We start from the raw sequence: 18,528 nt of genomic DNA, 5'->3' as shown, positions 1-18,528 counted from the left end.
ATTTGAAAAGGACATACGCCATGACTATCAATCTGCAACTCGACGTCCTTCGCATCGCCTACCGCGACGCCAGCATCACTCCCCGGCAACTGCTATTGAGCCTGCGCGACAAGGCGGCGGCGTTGAACCCGGACTATCACCTGTTCATTCATTTGCTCAGCGTCGAAGAACTGGAGCCGTATCTCGCCGCCCTCGAAGGTCGCGATATCGACAGCCTGCCGCTGTACGGGGTGCCGTTCGCGATCAAGGACAACATTGACCTGGCCGGTATACCGACCACCGCCGCGTGCCCGGCGTTCGCCTATGTGCCGCAGCGTTCCGCGACCATCGTCGAGCAATTGCTGGCGCTGGGGGCGATCCCGCTGGGCAAGACCAATCTCGACCAGTTCGCCACGGGGCTCAACGGCAGTCGCTCGCCCTACGGCGCGTGCCCTAACAGCGTGTTGCCGGAGTATCCGTCGGGTGGCTCCAGCGCGGGTTCTTCGCTGGCAGTGGCGCTGGGCGTGGCGAGCTTTTCTCTTGGCACCGACACGGCGGGTTCCGGGCGAGTACCGGCGGCGTTGAACAATCTGGTCGGGATGAAGGCCACCAAAGGACTGATTTCCACCGCAGGTGTCGTGCCCGCCTGCCGTACGCTGGATTGCGCGACGACCTTCACCGCCACTGCGCGAGAGGCCAGTCATCTGCTGGCGCTGACCGCACACCTCGATCCCCGGGATGAATACAGCCGCGCCAACCCGCTGTGGAATGACGGCTCGGCGTTCGGCGCGCCTCGCCCGTTCCGCTTCGGCGTGCCACGGGCGCAGGATCTGCAGTTCTTCGGCTGCCCCGAGGGGCCGCTGCTGTTCGCTGATGCCGTAGAGCGGCTCAAGGCGTTGGGCGGAGAGGCGGTGGAGTTCGACCTGTCGCCGTTCCTCGAAGCGGCGCGGTTGCTCTACGAGGGTCCATGGGTGGCCGAGCGATACAGCGTGGCTGGCGAACTGATGGAGCAAAATCCCGAGGCCGTGCTGCCGGTGATCCGTGCCGTGCTGGCCAAGGCGCCCGCTGTCAGCGGCGTACAAACCTTCCGCGCGCAGTATCGCCTGCAAGCGCTTAAAGCCGTGTGCGACAAGGCCCTGGTCGATCTCGACTGCATGATGACGCCGACCATCGGTCGCCCTGTCACCTTGGCGGAACTGGATGCGGAGCCAGTGCTGCGCAACTCCGAGCTGGGCTATTACACCAACTTCATGAACTTGCTGGACTACGCCGCCATCGCCGTGCCGAGTGGTTTCATGGAGAACGGCCTGCCCTGGGGCGTGACGCTGTTCGGCCGGGCATTCACCGATCAGTATCTGTTGAGCGTGGCCGATGGCTTGCAGCGTCAGCAGAATTTGGCGGCGCCGACCACCGTTGCCCGAAACGACCGCGCGCGGCTGGTAGTCTGTGGCGCGCATCTGGATGGCTTGGCGCTGAACTGGCAGCTCAAGCAACGGGGCGCCCGGCTGGTGGAAACCACCTTCAGTTCGGCCGACTATCAACTGCATGCGCTGGCCGGCGGCCCACCGCTTCGCCCCGGGATGGTTCGGGTCAAACAGGGCGGCGTGGCGATTGCCGTGGAGGTCTGGGAGTTGCCGAGCAGCGAATTGGGTTCGTTCCTGACCGGCATCCCGGCGCCTCTGGGGCTGGGCAAGGTGCAACTGTCGGACGGGCGCTGGGAGAGCGGATTCATCTGTGAGGGGTATGGCCTGGAGGACGCGACCGACATCAGCCATCTCGGCGGCTGGCGCGCTTACCTGAAAACCCTGCAATAACCCTGCAATCCCCCTGTAGGAGCAAGCCTGCTCGCGATGGTCGTCAACGATAACGCGGTCATCCTGATTCCCCGCGGTGTCCTTGGGTGCATCGCGAGCGTGCTCGCTCCTACAGTCAACACAGGAGCGACCATTCGCGGCGCACATGAAGCAGCTATTTCCCTGCTGTTACCACTAGAATGCATGCCATCGGACTATTGCCAATGGAATTGCCATGCCGCTTCGCTCGCCGCTGTACTCTCAACGCTCGTTGATACTCACGCTGGTCGCATTGTTGGGCGCGGGCTTTTTGGCGACTTCCTTTCTCAGTTACTACGCATCGCGGACGTCGATCCGCGACAACATCGTCAATACCGAGCTGCCGCTGACCTCGGACACGGTCTATTCGGAAATCCAGAAAGACCTGGTCCGGCCGATCCTGATTTCCTCGATGATCTCCCGCGATACCTTCATGCGCGACTGGGTGGTCAACGGTGAGCGCGACACCGACCAGATGACCCGTTACCTCAACGAGGTCATGACCCACTACGGCGCCTACACCGCCTTTTTCGTTTCTGATGCCAGCCTGACCTACTACCACGCCAAGGGCGTGCTCAAGCAGGTCAAGGTCACGGAGCCGCGCGACGCCTGGTACTTCCGCGTGCGCGACATGAAAGATCCCTACGAGATCAACGTCGACCCGGACCTGGCCAACAAGGACAACCTGACCGTCTTCATCAACTACAAGGTCTACGACTACAACGACCGTTTCATCGGCGCCGCCGGTGTCGGGCTGACGGTGGATGCGGTGATCAAGCTGATCGACAAGTACCAGAAGCATTACCAGCGCAGCGTGTATTTCGTCGACACCTTCGGGCGCCTGGTGCTCACCGGTGCCGAGGGTGGCCCGCAAGGCGCGCGGGTCGGCCAGCCGCTTGGCGAAATCGACAGCATGAAGAACCTGGTCAGCCAACTGCCCAAACCCCACAGCGGCAGCTACGAATATTCCGGTCAGGGTCAGGGGCATTTCCTCAATGTGCGCTTCATTCCGGAGCTGAACTGGTATCTGTTCGTCGACAAACTCGAAGACGGCGACCTCAGCGACATCCGCCGCTCGCTGTACCTCAACCTGCTGATCTGCCTGGTCGTCACCCTGACTGTGTTGGCCCTGATCAATCAGGTGATCAAGCGCTTCCAGGGCAAGATCCACGCCCAGGCCACCCTCGACAGCCTGACCGAACTGCCCAACCGACGCGGCTTCGACCTGCTGGCCGCACAAGCGATGCACGAAGCCCAACGCGAGCCCAAGCCGCTGACGGCGTTGCTGCTGGACCTGGACCACTTCAAGGCTCTGAACGACACCTTCGGCCACATGGCCGGTGATCAGGTGCTGATCGGCTTCGCGAGGGATCTGGAAAGCTGCCTGCGCCATTCCGACATCGTCTGCCGCTGGGGCGGTGAAGAGTTCATCGTGCTGCTCAAGGACACCGACGGCGACACCGGCCTGATGATCGCCGAGAAAATTCGCCAGCACGTAGAACAACAGGCCTATGCCTACAACGGCAGCAACCTGCATCTGACCGTCAGCATCGGCCTGACCACCCTGCAGACCGATGACACCTTGCACACCCTGCTGTCCCGGGCCGATCATGCGATGTACCGGGCCAAGCAAAGTGGCCGCAACCGAACCTGCGTGGAAAAGCCGCACTCCAGCTATGAACCCGCCTGAGCTCTGCCCCGCCTGCGGCGCCCGAAACGACTGCGCCCTGGCCGATCCGCGAACCGCCGATCGGGCGTGCTGGTGCTACGGCGTCAGCATCGACCCGGCGGTGCTGCAGGCGCTGCCGGACGAACTGCGCAACGCCGCCTGCCTGTGCCCGCGCTGCGCCCAAGTCGAGGCGCAGTTGCAAGCAGCTTCCCGGCCAATCGAGTAAGATACGCGGCCTTTTCTTCATCGATCCTCAAGACATGCGCGTCGACCGTTTCCTCAGCAACCTGCCTCGCTTCAACCGCAAGCAGGTGCGTCTGTTGCTGGTGGAAAAGCGCGTAAGGATCGACGGCAAGATCGTCAGTGATCCGCACACCGAGGTCCGTGAATTCAGCCGCGTCGAAGTCGATGACGAAGTTCTGCAAGGCGGCAAGCCGCTGCGCCACTTCATGCTGCACAAACCCGCCGGTTGCGTCAGCGCCACCCGTGACCCGCAGCACCCCACCGTGCTCGACCTGATCGACGAGCCGGACAAGGACGACCTGCACATCGCCGGCCGCCTGGATTTCAACACCACCGGCCTGATGCTGATCACCAACGATGGCAGCTGGTCGCGACGCCTGACCCAGCCGCAGACCAAACTGCCCAAGGTTTACCATGTCGAAACCGAGCAGGACATCGGCCCCGAATACGCCGTGAAATTCACCGAAGGCCTGTACTTCGCCTTCGAAGACCTCACCACCCAACCGGCCGATCTGGAGCTGCTGGGACCGAAGTCGGCGCGGCTGAGCATCGTCGAAGGTCGCTACCATCAGGTGAAGCGCATGTTCGGCCATTTCGACAACAAGGTGGTGCGCCTGCATCGTGAGCGCATGGGCCCGCTGGTGCTCGACAGCGCGTTGAAACCGGGCGAATACCGCCCTCTGACCGCAGCCGAGATCGAATCGATCTAAGCCGGCGACCGCTCAGCAGAACTTGTCGAACAATTTACCAACGGCACTTGCGCAATGATGTGACCCCTGCTTGAATCAGGACGTCGGCCGAAATGTGACCGATGAGTCACCACATACTTCTAAGAAACTTTTTGCCGGTAGGAACCGTTGGTTCCGGCCTCACCCGGCAGACTGCCCGCCAATAACAACACCCGTCGACCGGACTGCAATGGATCGACATGGGCCTCCAAAATTCCAGGCATATGCCTACCTGTCACAAAGCTCGTGCAATCTCAATTGCGCGCATACCCGCTTGCCAGGAGTCTTATGACATGAGGCCAGAAATCGCTGTGCTGGATATACAGGGTCAATATCGGGTTTACACGGAGTTCTATCGCGCAGGCGCCGCAGAGAAGACCATCATTCTGGTCAACGGCTCGATGTCCACGACTGCGTCGTTTGCTCAAACCGTGAAAAACCTCAATCCGCAGTTCAACGTGGTCTGCTACGACCAGCCCTACGCGGGCCAGTCAAAAGCCCACAACCTGCACGAGAAAATGCTGACCAAGGAAATCGAAGGGCAGATCCTTCTGGAGTTGATCGACCACTTCGACGCCGAACACGTGCTGTCGTTTTCCTGGGGTGGAGCCGCGGCCATGATGGCGCTGTCGCAAAAGCCACGCCGCATTGAAAAGGCCGTGATCAGCTCGTTCTCGCCGGTGATCAACGCACACATGCTCGATTACCTGGAGCGCGGCGTCGATTACCTCGGCAGCCGCGACGGTGACCGGGTCGGGCATCTGGTCAACGACACCATCGGCAAGCACCTGCCGTCGTTGTTCAAGCGCTTCAACTACCGTCACGTCAGCTCCCTGGCCGAGCACGAGTACGGGCAGATGCACTTTCACATCAACGACGTGCTGCACAGCGATCGCCAGTGCTACCTGAATGCGGCGAAAAAAATCGACGTGCCGGTGCTGTTCCTCAACGGCGAATGGGACGAATACACCTCCGCCGACGACGCCCGGTTGTTCGCCAACCACGTGCAACACAGCACCTTCAGCACCCTGCAGGCCACCGGCCACTTTCTCGACCTGGAGCACAAAGCTGCCTGCCGAGACAGCCAGAACGCATTGATAGGGTTTCTGAAGCCGGGCCAACATGAAGCCCGACCGCGTTTCAACTACGCCCAGGACCACCATGCATTGGCCATCTGAAACAGCGTCATCGCGAGCAAGCCCCGCCCTTCTGCCCTGCAGGAGCGAGGCTTGCCCGCGAACGACCGTCTCGGTGTCACCTGAGCTAAAGCCGTGCGCTGCAAAGAAAAACTTCATTTCCAAACGTACATCTGGTACAAAGTCACCGCTCCAGGCGGGTGTCGTATAATGGCATTACTCCAGCTTCCCAAGCTGATAACGAGGGTTCGATTCCCTTCACCCGCTCCAACCGAATTTTTGTCTCACGTTGTTTTTTGACGGGGGATGCAGGTAAAGAAAAAACCGGCCTTGATGGCCGGTTTTTTTGTTTCCGGGATTTGTATTTCGACCGTGCCGTTAGCGTTTTCACGCGAAATCGCTGTTTTGTTAGCGTTTTCGTTGATCCATTAGTGAATTTCGCTAGCCATAACTCTGCTGGATGATTACTCGCAAAACCCACGGCAAAACCTCGCAATACACAAACCTGTCCAATTCGCGCTCAACCACCACTGCGTTCGCGGCAGCCTCCTAGACTCGGTTTTCAATCACTCACCCAGCACCCGTGACAAGGATTGGTGGGTATAGTGTTGATAATGAAAAATCAGTAGGTATAGTAACCACTAGCACACCACATGGAGGTGATGTGAATAGCCGATTTTTGATAAACCAACTCGTTGCGGACGGCTGGTACCTGGTGCGAATCAGAGGCAGTCATCATCACTTCAAACATCCGACCAAGCCGGGGCTGGTGACGGTTCCTCATCCGAAGAAGGACCTGCTAAGGAAAACGGCCATCAGTATTTTGCAACAGGCGCTGCTCTGACGAGCTTCACGCGCCGAGTCCTCGGAGGACAACGAACATGCTTTACCCGATTGCGATTTCAATGGGCGACGACGAGCACGCCTGGGGTGTGGAGGTCCCTGATATTCCGGGATGCTTTTCTGCCGGAGAGGATCTGGACGACGCGATGGCCATGGCTCGGGAAGCCATTGAAGGTCATTTCGAGATTCTGGCCGAAGACGGCTCGCCCATTCCTCCGGCAAACAAAGTGACTCTGCACGCAGCCAACCCCAAGTACGCGGGATGCGCATGGGCGCTGGTCGATATCGATGTCACCAAGTATCTGGGCAAGGCTCAAAAGCTGAACATCACGCTGCCTGGTTATTTGCTCAACCGCATTGATGAGTACGTGCTGCACCACCCGGAAGAGAAAAGTCGTTCGGGATTTCTGGCGTCTGCAGCACTCAAGGTTTTGCAGCAGAGCTGATGCACGCTGATTTAACGATCTCGGAACCGGTCCAAGTGGCCGGTTTTTTTTTATGAGCAAGATCTGGTCGAGCCGCCATCAACGTTCGACGCTGCGTGATGGTTGTGATGTGTTGGGGGGGTGATTGCGTGACGCATGGATGCAGAAACGTCCTGACGTTACATTGGGTGCCTTTCGTATGGATTGCGTATAGATCAAAGCCCACCCGTAAAGATCCCGTAGCGCCACATCCTCCCCAACAACAGATGCCCTATCCTCCCGGCTCACCCTTCACTAAGAGGTCGGCATGGACAGTTCGGAGTTGGGGATCATGATCATTTCGATGATCGGGTTGTTCGGCTTTGCTTCGTTTGTATTTGAGTACCTGAGTGCCAGGCGCGCGAGGAAAAGGAGCTGAAATCCGGGCGCTCCGACATTCGAAAAAAACTAAAGATCGCAGCCTTCGGCACCTCCTACATGGGATTGCGTCCCTCCTGTAGGAACTGCCGAAGGCTGCGATCCTTTTGGCTCTTCAAATCAAAAGCAGAATTTTCATCTCGCCGCCGATGTCTGAATTTCAGGTTCACCCCAATAAGGAAAAACGGCCATGAAATTCGCAAAAGTCGCGCAGAAACTCGCCCTCTGGACCGGTAGCCCCGGGACATTCCTGGGGGCAATCACTCTGATTTTCCTGTGGGGGTTGAGCGGGCCGATTTTCGGGTTCAATGACACCTGGCAACTGATCATCAACACCTCGACCACGATCATCACTTTCCTGATGGTGTTCCTGATCCAGAACACGCAGAACCGCGATACCGACATTCTGCATCTGAAGGTCGACGAGTTGCTGCGCGTGACGAAAGAAGCGCAGAACGCGATGCTGGGGCTGGAAGCGCTGGACCTGAAGGAACTGGAGGCGCTGCGCAAACACTATCGCAGCCTGGGTGAAGGCCAGACCGTTTCCATCGACGGCACCGTCGTCGAGGAAAAGGGCAAACACAATCTCAATGACTGTTGAGGGATCGTGCGCGGATGAGCCCGCGCACGCAATGCCCTAGCGACTGGCTTGCAGGGCCCTGGCCATTTGCAAGTGATTTTGCAGTTTGGGCAGGGTTTCTTCGGCGTACGCCTTGAGCTCCGGCACGTCGGTGGTTTGCGCGGTTTGCTCGAGCTGCTCGATGGCTTTTTCGGTGGTGCTGACCTGACTGGCCGCGTAGGCCTCATCGAAGTTGCTGCCGTCCATGACTTGAGGCATCAAGGTCTTGGCCTTGTCCACCACCTCCTCACGAGGGGCCACCGGCAGGTCCAGTTGCCTGGCGATTTTTGCCAGGTGCTGGTTGGCGGTGGTGCGGTCGTTGATCACCACGATGGTGTAATCCTTGACCTCTTTGGATTCGGATTTCTGGTGCGCCAGACGACTGGCTTCGATTTCGGCGACGCTTTGCGCCGAGGCATCGTTGATGAATTCAGTGGGTGTCTGGGCGAAGGCACTGCCGGCGCTCAGGCCCATCAAGGTGACGAAAAAACTGCTGCGAAAACGGGTGGCCATGCGGTTCATGGTCGCGCCCTCCTTTAACAATTCAAACGGGAGCTTTCGCCCCCGTTTCTCAATCAAAACCACCTGCGTCCATTAACGGGATTTCTGCCCGCCCTGTCCGCCTTTACGGCTCATATCTGGCTTTGGCTCTTTGTCGACAGTCGTGGTGGTGGTTTTCCCACCTTTACGATTGGCTTCATTGGCTTTGGTTCGATCGTTGGCCATGTGTTCCTGGTTGGAGTTTCTTGAGTTAGGCATGATTCTCTACCTCTTGGTGATAATCGCCGCGAGCTGTAGCCCGCATAGACTCTGAATTTGCGCGTCCCAAAAGGTTTAGAAAATTGCGCCTACGCACTGACGAACGGCAGCCTTGAATCAGACCAACCGCAGGTGATGCGCACGCTTGGCGGTGTACATCGCCTCGTCGGCATGCCGGAACAGTTGCTTTTCTTCGGTGCCGTTTTCCGGGTATTGCGCCACGCCGATGCTGGGCTGAATGTGCAGGCTGTGCCCGTCCAGGCGCAGCGGCTGAGCCAGGACCTGGCGGATCTTGCCGGCTACACAATCGGCATCGCCCGAGGCGTGGATGCTGTGCAGCAACACCACGAATTCATCCCCGCCGATGCGCGCCACGGTGTCGGTTTCCCGTACGCAGCCCTTGAGCCGATTGGCGACGGTCTGCAGCAGCATGTCGCCCACCGCGTGGCCATGGGTGTCGTTGACCTGCTTGAAGCGATCAAGGTCGACATACAGCAACGCCATGCGCCCGTTATCCTCCCGCGCCGAGGCCAATGCAATCTTGAGCCGGTCCCGCAGCAATTCGCGGTTGGGCAATTGGGTGAGCTGGTCGTACTGGGCCATGCGTTGCAGGCGCGCATGCAACTGTTTGCGCTCGATCGCCGTCGCCACCTGCGCGCACACGTACTGCAACAGTTCCTTGTCCTGCTCGGTGTAGCGCTCGCCGCCGGGGATGCTTTTGACGATCAGCGCGCCAATGGTGCCGTTTTGCGAATTGAGCGGCACGCCCAGCCAGCAGGGTGAGTTCTGCCCGGCCACCAGCGCTTCGAAGCCCACCGGTGGGGTGTCCTGGTCCGGCGTCAGGAGGATCGGCATTCCCGTGTTGATCACCTCGGAGCAAAGGCGTCCGGTGATGGTGCCGGGCTGCTCGGGTTGCGGCTCGTGGTCGTCGACGTGATAGGGGAAATTCAGTTGCGCGCAATGTTCGTCATACAGCGCCACGGAGAAGTTCATCGCCGGCAACCACTCGCCGATGATCAGATGAATGCGCTTGAACAGCGCCAGCAGGTCTTCCGCCGCATGGGCCGCTTCCGATATCGCGTACAGCGCCGCCTGCCGCGATTCGGCCTGCTTGCGCTCGGTGATGTCGCGGGCCACGGCGATGCGCAACTGATCGACATCCGACCAGCGCGCCGACCACAGGATGTGCACCACCCGGCCATCCTTGCGCAGGTAGCGGTTCTCGAAATTGAGTTTGGGTTCGCCGCCCATGATGTCGCGAGCGGCATCCAGGGTGCGCTGGCGATCGGCCGGATGCACCAGATCGATCATCATGCGGCCGATCAGCTCGTCAGGCGTGTAGCCGAGGATGCGCTCGCAAGCCGCGCTGACAAACACGAAACGGCCCTGTTTATCGACTGCACAAACGGCGTCCAGCAAGAGGTCGATGTAGCTCGCCAACGGAGCGGAATTTCTGGTGGTCATGATGCCGAACGCGTTTCCGAACTATGCCGCAATAAGAAACCATCCCTGACCCACACCCCTATAGCCGATGCAGCCTTGCATCGGTTTCAAGCCCTGTTCGTCACCAGTCCCGGCAAGGCATGCGCCAGAGCATTGATGGCAAATCCGATGAACATCACGCCGCACAAGCGGGTGATCATCAATTCATGACGTTGGTACAAAGTGCGCACCCGGCGGGCTCCCACCACCCCGATGAGGATAGCGTAGGCGAAAAGGCCGCCGACGAAGCTCAGGAAGATCAGCCAGGGCAACATCGACCAGGTCAGCAATTCGGCGCGGCTGGACAGCAAGGCGGTGAAGGTCGCCACCGCTACCGGGTAGGCCTTGGGATTGGTCAGGCCGAACAGGATGCCGTGCCAGAACGGCTGGCGTGCCGCGCCCTGGGGCTCTTCGGTGCTGTTGCGACGCGCCCGCACCGCTCGCCAGCCAAGCCAGAACAGATAAAGCCCGCTGAGTACTCCCAGCACATCGAACGCGGTGCTACCGATTTCCCGCGCCCCGACAATCGCTACCAGCGCGGTGCTGCACCACACCACATCACCCAGCAGATGCCCGCACAGAAACCCCGCCCCCGCCGTCCATGGGCCGCGCCGATCCCGAACACTGCCAGCACACCCGGCCCTGGGGTGATGCCATAGATGAAGCCCGATGCGAGTACGGCCATCAAGAGCGAGGGGGTCATGGGAAGTCCTTTTGAACTGTCTGGTGAATGGTGGCCAGTCTATATCAGGTAATTGTGCGTTGATTGACTGATTGTCGAACAATTCTGTGAATGACGAGGGTATGAAAGCCTAAAGATCGCAGCCCTCGGTAGCTCCAGCAGAGAGCCTGATTTGGGTGTTGAGCCAGTTCAGTGCTTGATCCCCTGCTCGGCGTTTGTGCCAGGCCAGCACAAAGGTAAACGAGGGAATATGGAACGGTGGCGGCACGACGATCAAGGAGGGTTCGGCGAAATCCCGCAGCGCTCGGGAGGCAACGGTGAGGATCAGGTCGGTGCCGCCGATCAGCGCCGGGGCGACGTTCCAGTGCGGGAGGCTGATGGCGACGCGGCGGCGCTCGCGCAGAGCGGTCAGGGCGCGTTCGATTTCCGGGGTGCCGCTGCCGCGCATTTCCAGCAGGACGTGGGGACAGCGCAAATAGGTGGGCATGTCGAGGGTGCCACTGCCGGGCAGGTGGCTGGGATCCACCAGGCAGGCGTAGTGCTCCTCGAACAACGGCGTGCTGCGCAACTCGTGAGGCATTTCGGGAAACACGCCAGCGGCGACATCGATGTCCCCGTTGAGCACACCTTCGAGCATGCCTTCGCGGCTGGCGTGGCTGATTTGCAGATCGATGCCCGGCGCTTCGCGGCGCAAAGTGCGCGCCAGTTCGGGCAGTACGATCGCGGCGCCGTAGTCGGACATCGCCAGGCGAAACCTGCGCTTGGCAGTGGCCGGATCAAAGGCGTTCGGCGCCAGTAGCGATTGCACCTGGGCCAGGGTCTCGGCCAGTGGCGCAGTTAGTTCCAGAGCCCTAGCGGTCGGCACCAGCCCCGCCCCGGCGCGCACCAGCAGCGGATCACCGAGCAGATCGCGCAACCGCGCCAGGGCATGGCTGACGGCGGGCTGGCTCAGGTGCAGGCGCTCTGCCGCACGGGTCACGTGTTGCTCGCTGAGCAAGGCGTCGAGGATCACCAACAAGTTGAGGTCGATGCGGCGCAAATCATTCATCTGATGCATGTTCTGAATAGAAAAACGGAATTTAAATCTGCGCGACGAATACCTTAGAGTCCAGCAAAACCTTTTGGAGAACGAACATGAGTACCTTGCATTGGGCCGGCCTGTTGCTGCTGGCCGCCTTCGCCGGGGCGGTGGTGCCGTTTCAGAGTGCGATCAATTTCAATCTGGGCCGCGGCCTGGGCCATCCGTTGTGGGCCACCCTCGCCTCGCTGGTGGTCAGCATCGCGGTGCTGTTGCCGATCATGCTGGCGATGCGTCTGCCGCTGCCGTCACTGTCGTTCATCAGCCATGCGCCGCTGTGGATGTGGGCGGGTGGCGCCTTTGGGGTGTGCTTCATTTCGCTGGCGCTGGTGCTGTTGCCCAAGCTCGGCGCTTCAGGGTTCATGGCGCTGGCGTTGGCCGGGCAAGTGGTGGCTTCGATGCTGCTCGACCACTTTGGCTGGTTCGGCTTGCTGGAGCGGCAGGTGACGCTGCCCAAGGTGTTTGGGGCGGTGTTGCTGATTGCGGGGGTGGTGTTGATTCAGTTTGGCGACGGACTGGGGAAAACCGTAACTGCGACCTCTTGAAAAGCAAAAGATCGCAGCCTTCGGCAGCTCCCACAGAGATGCGTGGTCTCTGTGGGAGCTGCCGTAGTCTGCGATTTTTTACGCTTTGTCGAGGGTGCGCAACTTCTGCGGCAGGCCCCACATCAGCAGTGCTACGGCGATCAGCGCGCAGACGCCAATGACATACAGCGCCGGGGTGGTGCTGCCGGTCATGTCCTTGATCCGGCCGACCATGACCGGGCTGACGATGCCGCCGAACTGGCCGAGGGTGTTGATCACCGCGATCCCGCCCGCAGCGCCTGCACCGGCGCCGGCCAGCAGTTTTGGCGGCAGGGTCCAGAAGCTGGGGATTGAGGCGATGATCCCGGCACCGAGCAAGCCCAGTGCAACGATCAGGAACGTGGTGTGACTGGCGAAAATCCCCGCGCTGAAGAAGCCCAACGCGCCAAGCGCCACCAGGCCTGCGACAAACTTGCGGCGCTCGCCGGTCGCATCGGACAAGCGTCCGATCACTACCATGCTGATGGCGCCACAGATGTACGGGATGGCGGTCAGCAGGCCGATCATCACCGGGCTTTCGGTACCGGCGCTGCGGATCAGTTGCGGTGCCCAGAAGTTAAGACCGTAGGACGCCACCTGAATCAGGAAGTAGATCAGGCCCAACGTCAGAAAGCCCGGGATCTTCAGCGCCGCGAGTAGCGAGCCGTGGGATTTGTTCGGTTCATGCTGGGCTATGCGGCTCGACAGCAGGGTCTTCTCCGAAGGGGTCAGCCAATGGGCGTCTTCGATGCGGTCCTTGAGCAGGGTCAGCACCAGCAAACCGAGGCCGATGCAGGGTACGCCGCCAAGCAGGAACAGCCAGTGCCAGCCACGCATGTCCATCACGCCATCGAGGTGCTCCAGCACCAATCCGGAGAACGGTGCACCGACCAGGCCTGCGAAGGCCGACGCCAGGAACAGCATCGAGGTGATACGGCCGCGATAGTGCTGCGGAAACCACAGTGTGAGGTAGTACAGAACGCCCGGCGCAAAACCGGCTTCCATCGCGCCGATCACGAAGCGCAGCACGTAGAACTGCCATTCGCTGTTGACGAACACCATCAACGCGGTGGCCAGGCCCCAGGACATCATGATCCGGGCGATCCAGCGGCGCGCACCGACCTTGTACAGCATCATGTTGCTGGGCACTTCGAAGATCACATAGCCGACCACGAACAGCCCGGCGCCGAGGCCATAGGCGGTGTCGCTCAGGCTCAGGTCAGCCTGCAGCTGGAACTTGGCGAAGCTGATGTTGATGCGGTCGAAGAAGGCGAACAGGTAGCAGACCATGATCAGCGGCATCAACCGCCAGGCGACCTTGCTGACCAGGGCTTTTTCTTCGTCGTGGCTGACGGCCGGGCTCGCCCCGGCCTCCATTGCATTGAGGCTCATAGCGTTTCTCCAGGTGGACTTCCCGTGGGGTGTCCGGATTGTTTTTGTTGTCTGGTAAATGTTCGTTTTTGGGCTTTCCCTGTAGGAGCGAGCATGCTCGCGATGAACCTGAGATCGCCGCTGGGTGTCAGGCCGCCAGCGTTATCGTTCACGACCATCGCGAGCGTGCTCGCTCCTACAGGTACAGGGGTTCAGGACGGCACGGGATGCAGATCGCAATTACGCCCCGCCTTGGCCAGTTGGCCGGGCACCTCATGGCCGAGCAGCGCTGGCAGTCCTCGGGATAGCTTCAACAGCAGCGGCAAGTCGATGCCGGTGTGAATGCCCACTTCATCGCACAGGTTGATCAGGTCTTCGGTGCAGATATTGCCCGAGGCCCCCGGCGCGAACGGGCAACCGCCGAGTCCGCCGAGGGCGGCGTCGAACCGTCGGGCGCCAGCCTCATAAGCAGCCAGCACGTTGCACAGGCCAAGGCCGCGGGTGTTATGGAAATGCAGGGTCAGGTCCGCTGGCGATACCCGTTGCAACACTCGCCGCACCAGCCGATCCACCTGCCGCGGATTGGCCATGCCGGTGGTGTCGGCCAGGGTGATGCCTTGAATGCCGAGTTCCTGATAGGCCTCGACGATCTGTAACACCCGGTCCTCATCGATCCGGCCTTCGAACGGACAACCGAACGTGGTGGCGATGCTGGCGTTGAGGCGCACGGACGAGCCTTGCACGAACTGGACGATTTCGCCGAACGCGGCCAGCGAGTCCTCACAGCGCATGCGCATGTTGGCCATGTTGTGGGTCTGGCTGGCGGACATCACCAGGTTCAGTTCGTCGGCGCTGCAGGCCAATGCCCGCTGCGCGCCCTTGAGATTGGGGATCAGCGCGACGTAGATCACCCCCGGTTGGCGGGTGATGCCCTTGAACACCAACTCGCCGTCGCGCAGCGCCGGAATGGCCTTGGGCGAAACGAACGAACCGCCTTCGATGCGGCTGAATCCGGCCAGGGACAGTTGATCGATCAGGGCAATCTTGTCGACGGTTTCAACCCAGGTCGGCTCGATCTGCAAGCCGTCGCGGGGGGAGACTTCCTGAACGATGAGGCGGTCGGAATAATCGGTGATCATTGCACCACTCCTTCGACTTTCAGGCGTTCGATGTCGGCCACCGTCAGGCCCAGTTGCGTGAGGACGGAGTCAGTGTGCTGGCCCAGGCCGGGGCCCGACCAGTTCACGCCGCCCGGGGTTTCCGAGAGCTTGGGCACGATGCCCGGCATCTTCACCGTGGCGCCGCCCGGCAGCTCGGCGTTGAGCAGCATGTCCCGGGCCTGATAGTGCGGGTCGGCGACGATGTCGGCCACCGAATAGATGCGGCCGGCCGGCACTTCAGCGGCTTCAAGCGCCGCCAGCACGTCGTCGATCGGCAGGCTGCTGGTCCAGTGGGTGATTGCCGCGTCGAGCAGATTGCTCTGGGCCGCACGCCCGTCGTTGTGGGCGAATTCCGGCGCTTCGGCCAGATCCGCGCGGCCGATGGTGTGCATCAAACGACGATAAATCGGGTCGCTGTTGCCGGCGATGACCACGTAGGCGCCATCCGCCGTGAGGTAGGTGTTGGACGGTGCGATGCCCGGCAAGGCACCACCGGTGCGCTCACGGACATGGCCGAGCATGTCGTATTCCGGTACCAGGCTTTCCATGACGTTGAACACGCTTTCGGCCAGGGACACATCGACGATCTGCCCGACGCCCTGCCCGGTCTTGACCCGCAGCAGCGACATCAGCGCGCCGATCACCGCATGCAGCGAGGCCAGCGAATCGCCGAGGCTGACGCCCACCCGCGCCGGTGGCGTACCGGGAGTGCCGGTGGTGTAGCGGATGCCGCCCATGGCCTCACCGATGGCGCCGAAACCGGGACGATCACGGTAAGGGCCGGTCTGGCCGTAGCCCGAGATACGCACCAGGGTCAGATTGGGGTTCAGAGCGTGCAGCACGTCCCAGCCCAGACCGAGCTTTTCCAGTGCACCGGGGCGCAGGTTTTCGATCAGCACGTCGGCGCTGGTTGCCAGTTGCTTGACCAGTTCGATGCCTTCGGCGGATTTGAGGTTCAGTGCCAGGGACTTCTTGTTGCGCGATTGCAGGTACCACCACAGCGAGGTGCCTTCGTGCAGCTTGCGCCATTTGCGCAGGGGATCACCCTGGCCCATGGCTTCGATCTTGATCACCTCGGCGCCGAACTCGGCGAGCATGCGCGCGGCGAACGGCGCGGCGATCAGCGTGCCGATTTCGATCACTTTGATCGCACTCAAGGGGGCAGTCATCGCGGGGTACCTCTTGTTCTTGGAATATGTGCCAAGGCTAGAGGACAGGTGCCCGGGGAATCCAACCTTCAGTTGGCAACGAGCGTTCGCGAAATGCGAACGCCTGGGGAAATGTCTGTAGGCTTCAGTCCGCTATCGCGGGCAAGCCCGCTCCCACAAGGATCTGTGCTACACCGCAGATCCTTTGTGGGAGCGGGCTTGCTCGCGAAGAGGCAGGCACATCCAACCGAGATCCCTCAGGCCTCACCGCGCAAATGCTCAAACAACATCCGACTCACCGGCGACAACAACGCCTCATCCCGCACCACCAGAATCAACGCCCGATCCGACCAGTCATCGGTCAACGGCACCGCATGCAGCCCCAGCGCCCGCCCGAACAATTCATAAGCCCGCTGCGGCAACACGCCAATTCCCATGTTGGCCTGGATCATCCGGCACATCGCATCGAACCCGGGAACATGAATGCGCACCCGTAACATTCTGCCCGCCTGACGCGCCGCCGAATGGGTGCGCATGTTGATGGAACTGGCGGCATGCAAGCCGACGAAATCACTGTCCAGAGTATCGGCGAACGCCAGGCTCGAGCGGCTGGCCAAGGGGTGGTCGGGCAGCATCAGCACCATCAGTTTGTCCTGACGATAAAGCACGCTGTGCAGGCCCTTGGTGTCGCTGTCGATGGAGCAGATGCCGAGGTCGGCCACGCCATCGAGCACCCCTTGAATCACCCCGGAACTGGGCCGTTCCTCAAGGTCGGTCTTGACCTGCGGATGCCGCTCGGAAAAGTCCCGCAGGTCCTCCGGCAGGAACTGAATAATCGCCGAAAGGTTGGCCAGCATCCGCACATAACCGCGCACACCATGACTGTGCTCGCCCAGCTCCAGGCCCATTTTCTCGACGTTGAACAGCATCTGCCGGGCATGGTGCAGCAGCGTTTCGCCGGCGGGCGTCAGGGTCATGCCCTTGGCCTGACGCACGAACAGGCTGATGCCCAGCGCCTCCTCCAGCTCCATCAAGCGCTTGCTCGCCGCCGACACCGCAATCGCCTCGCGCGCGGCGGCACGGGTCAGGGTGCCCTCCTCGTGGACGGCGACAAACAGTTGCAGGGTGATCAGGTCGAGGCGGCGGATCAGGCTTTTCTGCAGCATGGGGGGCTCGGTGGTGGCGACTCAGGCAAGGTTGCAGCATAGCGTTCTTCGTTTGCGCAGTGGCAGGTCGCACGCGGCTCGCCGTGATAAAGTCGCCGCCCATCAGACCTTTTGCCTTGAGACTGTGACCGCAATGACCGATTTCCTGGATGTCGACGCCCACCTTGAAGACTGGAACACCTTGCGCGACAGCGCTGCGTTCGCCGGCTTGCTGGTGGGCAACGGCGCCAGCCGCGCGGTGTGGGACGATTTTGGTTATGAGTCGCTGTTCGAGAACGCTCGTACCGTCGAGGAAAAGCCCCTGAGCCCGTCCGAGCTGAGCGTGTTCGATGCGCTGCAGACCCGCAGTTTCGAGCAGGTGCTGAGCGCGCTGAAGGCCACCAGTCGGGTCAACAAGGCCCTGGCAGTCAGCTCCGCCGCGCCGCGCAACCGTTACTACGCGATCAAGGAAGCGCTGATTAACAGCGTGCATGCGGTGCATATTCCGTGGCGCCTGATCGAAGCCTCGACGCTGGCGACGATCAACCGGGAACTGGCCAGCTATCGCACGGTATTCACCACCAACTACGACCTGCTCAACCACTGGGCGATCCAGCATCAGGCGGATGTGATCAGCGATCTTTTCGAGGGTGCGGAACCGTCCTTCGACCTCAGCGGCACGGCCACTGACAAGACCCGTTTGCTGTACCTGCACGGCGGCCTGCATCTGGTGCGCAATCAGGACGGCACGGCGCGCCGGATGATGTCCACCGAGGGCACGCTGCTGGGCAATTTCGCCATCAACAACACCATCAAGACCCTCGATGACGTGCCGCTGTTCGTCAACGAAGGGTCGAGTGCGGACAAGCTCAAGACCATCCGCAGCTCGGATTACCTGTCGTTCTGCTACGAGCAACTGCTGGGGCATGGCGATGGCTTGTGCATTTTCGGTCATGCCCTGGGCGAGCAGGACAGCCACATCGTGCATGCCCTGCGCCAGGGGAAACCGAAGGTGCTGGCGATTTCGATCTACCCGCGCAGTCAGGCGTTTATCCAGCATCAGAAGCGGCATTACGCGAAGCTGTTCGACGGCACCGGGGTTGAGTTGCGGTTTTTTGATTCCAAGACCCATGCGCTCGGTAGCCCGAAGCTGGCGGTGCCGGTCGAGGTTTAGTGGCGCCTTGAGGACGCCTTCGCGAGCAAGCCCGCTCCCACATTTTCACCGCGTTCGTCTGACCGACGCGGTCAA

18 protein-coding genes, 1 tRNA gene and 1 pseudogene are annotated in these 18,528 nt (G+C 60.9%); 11 read left to right on the top strand and 9 right to left on the bottom strand.

What is annotated here, in order from left to right; all coding sequences use genetic code 11:
- Positions 1–20 precede the first annotated feature (20 nt).
- The 9 genes from atzF (at position 21) to ACW9JE_RS15500 (ending at position 7,873) form a co-directional block, all read left to right on the top strand.
- Entirely contained in the window at positions 21–1,793 is a 1,773-nt protein-coding gene (gene atzF, locus ACW9JE_RS15540) for an allophanate hydrolase (protein ID WP_457433230.1), read from the top strand.
- 214 nt (positions 1,794–2,007) lie between these two features.
- Positions 2,008–3,501: a sensor domain-containing diguanylate cyclase gene (locus tag ACW9JE_RS15535; protein WP_457433229.1), complete on the top strand. Its 1,494-nt coding sequence runs from the start codon at positions 2,008–2,010 to the stop codon at positions 3,499–3,501.
- A complete protein-coding gene (locus ACW9JE_RS15530) occupies positions 3,488–3,706 on the top strand; it encodes a cysteine-rich CWC family protein (protein ID WP_457433228.1) in 219 nt (72 codons plus the stop codon). The genes ACW9JE_RS15535 and ACW9JE_RS15530 overlap by 14 nt, the downstream gene beginning before the upstream one ends.
- Positions 3,707–3,740: 34 nt before the next feature.
- The gene (locus ACW9JE_RS15525) at positions 3,741–4,433 is read left to right on the top strand and encodes a pseudouridine synthase (protein WP_224539002.1); all 693 of its coding nucleotides are present in this window, start codon (positions 3,741–3,743) and stop codon (positions 4,431–4,433) included.
- A 311-nt stretch (positions 4,434–4,744) separates the two neighbouring features.
- The gene (locus tag ACW9JE_RS15520) at positions 4,745–5,629 is read left to right on the top strand and encodes an alpha/beta fold hydrolase (RefSeq protein WP_457433227.1); all 885 of its coding nucleotides are present in this window, start codon (positions 4,745–4,747) and stop codon (positions 5,627–5,629) included.
- A gap of 154 nt (positions 5,630–5,783) precedes the next feature.
- A tRNA-Gly gene (locus ACW9JE_RS15515) sits at positions 5,784–5,857 on the top strand.
- A 394-nt stretch (positions 5,858–6,251) separates the two neighbouring features.
- Entirely contained in the window at positions 6,252–6,431 is a 180-nt protein-coding gene (locus tag ACW9JE_RS15510; protein WP_457433226.1) for a type II toxin-antitoxin system HicA family toxin, read from the top strand.
- 37 nt (positions 6,432–6,468) lie between these two features.
- On the top strand, positions 6,469–6,876 hold the full coding sequence (locus tag ACW9JE_RS15505; RefSeq protein ID WP_149417810.1) for a type II toxin-antitoxin system HicB family antitoxin: 408 nt from the start codon (positions 6,469–6,471) through the stop codon (positions 6,874–6,876).
- Between the two features lie 586 nt (positions 6,877–7,462).
- Positions 7,463–7,873 carry a low affinity iron permease family protein gene (locus tag ACW9JE_RS15500; RefSeq protein WP_224536939.1) on the top strand — a complete coding sequence of 137 codons (411 nt, stop codon included), beginning with the start codon at positions 7,463–7,465 and terminating at the stop codon, positions 7,871–7,873.
- Between the two features lie 36 nt (positions 7,874–7,909).
- On the opposite strand, the gene ACW9JE_RS15495 is transcribed toward ACW9JE_RS15500, so the two are convergent.
- The 5 genes and pseudogenes from ACW9JE_RS15495 to ACW9JE_RS15475 all read right to left on the bottom strand — a co-directional run bounded on the left by ACW9JE_RS15495 (position 7,910) and on the right by ACW9JE_RS15475 (position 11,871).
- On the bottom strand, positions 7,910–8,413 hold the full coding sequence (locus ACW9JE_RS15495; RefSeq protein WP_224536941.1) for a DUF4142 domain-containing protein: 504 nt from the start codon (positions 8,411–8,413) through the stop codon (positions 7,910–7,912).
- Between the two features lie 72 nt (positions 8,414–8,485).
- Positions 8,486–8,650 (bottom strand): stress protein, encoded by a 165-nt coding sequence (locus tag ACW9JE_RS15490; protein ID WP_224536943.1) that lies wholly within the window; start codon positions 8,648–8,650, stop codon positions 8,486–8,488.
- A 117-nt stretch (positions 8,651–8,767) separates the two neighbouring features.
- Positions 8,768–10,114: a diguanylate cyclase domain-containing protein gene (locus tag ACW9JE_RS15485; RefSeq protein WP_457433225.1), complete on the bottom strand. Its 1,347-nt coding sequence runs from the start codon at positions 10,112–10,114 to the stop codon at positions 8,768–8,770.
- An 86-nt stretch (positions 10,115–10,200) separates the two neighbouring features.
- Positions 10,201–10,835 (bottom strand): annotated as a pseudogene (locus ACW9JE_RS15480) (LysE family translocator).
- A 109-nt stretch (positions 10,836–10,944) separates the two neighbouring features.
- Positions 10,945–11,871: a LysR family transcriptional regulator gene (locus ACW9JE_RS15475; RefSeq protein ID WP_224536948.1), complete on the bottom strand. Its 927-nt coding sequence runs from the start codon at positions 11,869–11,871 to the stop codon at positions 10,945–10,947.
- Positions 11,872–11,948: 77 nt separating this feature from the next.
- Here ACW9JE_RS15475 and ACW9JE_RS15470 point away from each other — a divergent pair, with 77 nt between their 5' ends.
- Positions 11,949–12,437 (top strand): DMT family transporter, encoded by a 489-nt coding sequence (locus tag ACW9JE_RS15470; protein ID WP_457433224.1) that lies wholly within the window; start codon positions 11,949–11,951, stop codon positions 12,435–12,437.
- Between the two features lie 78 nt (positions 12,438–12,515).
- Here ACW9JE_RS15470 and ACW9JE_RS15465 read toward each other — a convergent pair whose 3' ends face one another.
- The 4 genes from ACW9JE_RS15465 to ACW9JE_RS15450 form a co-directional block, all read right to left on the bottom strand.
- Positions 12,516–13,847, bottom strand: a complete 1,332-nt coding sequence (locus ACW9JE_RS15465; RefSeq protein WP_457433223.1) for an MFS transporter — start codon at positions 13,845–13,847, stop codon at positions 12,516–12,518.
- Positions 13,848–14,038: 191 nt separating this feature from the next.
- Positions 14,039–14,965: a hydroxymethylglutaryl-CoA lyase gene (locus ACW9JE_RS15460; RefSeq protein WP_457433222.1), complete on the bottom strand. Its 927-nt coding sequence runs from the start codon at positions 14,963–14,965 to the stop codon at positions 14,039–14,041.
- Positions 14,962–16,155, bottom strand: a complete 1,194-nt coding sequence (locus tag ACW9JE_RS15455) for a CaiB/BaiF CoA transferase family protein (protein WP_457433221.1) — start codon at positions 16,153–16,155, stop codon at positions 14,962–14,964. Before ACW9JE_RS15455 ends, ACW9JE_RS15460 begins: the two co-directional genes overlap by 4 nt.
- Positions 16,156–16,391: 236 nt before the next feature.
- Entirely contained in the window at positions 16,392–17,300 is a 909-nt protein-coding gene (locus ACW9JE_RS15450; protein ID WP_224536956.1) for a LysR family transcriptional regulator, read from the bottom strand.
- A gap of 133 nt (positions 17,301–17,433) precedes the next feature.
- Here ACW9JE_RS15450 and ACW9JE_RS15445 point away from each other — a divergent pair, with 133 nt between their 5' ends.
- Positions 17,434–18,453, top strand: coding sequence for a DUF4917 family protein (locus tag ACW9JE_RS15445; protein ID WP_457433220.1), 1,020 nt, complete (start codon positions 17,434–17,436; stop codon positions 18,451–18,453).
- Positions 18,454–18,528 lie beyond the last annotated feature (75 nt).

The organism is Pseudomonas sp. SDO55104_S430 (genome assembly GCF_054070595.1).
This window is presented reverse-complemented; position numbering and strand designations above follow the sequence as displayed.

Bases quoted from the DNA above. Each gene is read 5' to 3' on its own strand.
- ACW9JE_RS15465 (WP_457433223.1), bottom strand. From the start codon at position 13,847: ATGAGCCTCAATGCAATGGAGGCCGGGGCGAGCCCGGCCGTCAGCCAC.
- ACW9JE_RS15460 (WP_457433222.1), bottom strand. From the start codon at position 14,965: ATGATCACCGATTATTCCGACCGCCTCATCGTTCAGGAAGTCTCCCCC.
- ACW9JE_RS15500 (WP_224536939.1), top strand. From the start codon at position 7,463: ATGAAATTCGCAAAAGTCGCGCAGAAACTCGCCCTCTGGACCGGTAGC.
- ACW9JE_RS15535 (WP_457433229.1), top strand. From the start codon at position 2,008: ATGCCGCTTCGCTCGCCGCTGTACTCTCAACGCTCGTTGATACTCACG.
- ACW9JE_RS15450 (WP_224536956.1), bottom strand. From the start codon at position 17,300: ATGCTGCAGAAAAGCCTGATCCGCCGCCTCGACCTGATCACCCTGCAA.
- ACW9JE_RS15485 (WP_457433225.1), bottom strand. From the start codon at position 10,114: ATGACCACCAGAAATTCCGCTCCGTTGGCGAGCTACATCGACCTCTTG.
- ACW9JE_RS15490 (WP_224536943.1), bottom strand. From the start codon at position 8,650: ATGCCTAACTCAAGAAACTCCAACCAGGAACACATGGCCAACGATCGA.
- ACW9JE_RS15530 (WP_457433228.1), top strand. From the start codon at position 3,488: ATGAACCCGCCTGAGCTCTGCCCCGCCTGCGGCGCCCGAAACGACTGC.
- ACW9JE_RS15520 (WP_457433227.1), top strand. From the start codon at position 4,745: ATGAGGCCAGAAATCGCTGTGCTGGATATACAGGGTCAATATCGGGTT.
- ACW9JE_RS15475 (WP_224536948.1), bottom strand. From the start codon at position 11,871: ATGCATCAGATGAATGATTTGCGCCGCATCGACCTCAACTTGTTGGTG.
- ACW9JE_RS15445 (WP_457433220.1), top strand. From the start codon at position 17,434: ATGACCGATTTCCTGGATGTCGACGCCCACCTTGAAGACTGGAACACC.
- ACW9JE_RS15470 (WP_457433224.1), top strand. From the start codon at position 11,949: ATGAGTACCTTGCATTGGGCCGGCCTGTTGCTGCTGGCCGCCTTCGCC.
- ACW9JE_RS15505 (WP_149417810.1), top strand. From the start codon at position 6,469: ATGCTTTACCCGATTGCGATTTCAATGGGCGACGACGAGCACGCCTGG.
- ACW9JE_RS15525 (WP_224539002.1), top strand. From the start codon at position 3,741: ATGCGCGTCGACCGTTTCCTCAGCAACCTGCCTCGCTTCAACCGCAAG.
- ACW9JE_RS15495 (WP_224536941.1), bottom strand. From the start codon at position 8,413: ATGAACCGCATGGCCACCCGTTTTCGCAGCAGTTTTTTCGTCACCTTG.
- ACW9JE_RS15455 (WP_457433221.1), bottom strand. From the start codon at position 16,155: ATGACTGCCCCCTTGAGTGCGATCAAAGTGATCGAAATCGGCACGCTG.
- atzF (WP_457433230.1), top strand. From the start codon at position 21: ATGACTATCAATCTGCAACTCGACGTCCTTCGCATCGCCTACCGCGAC.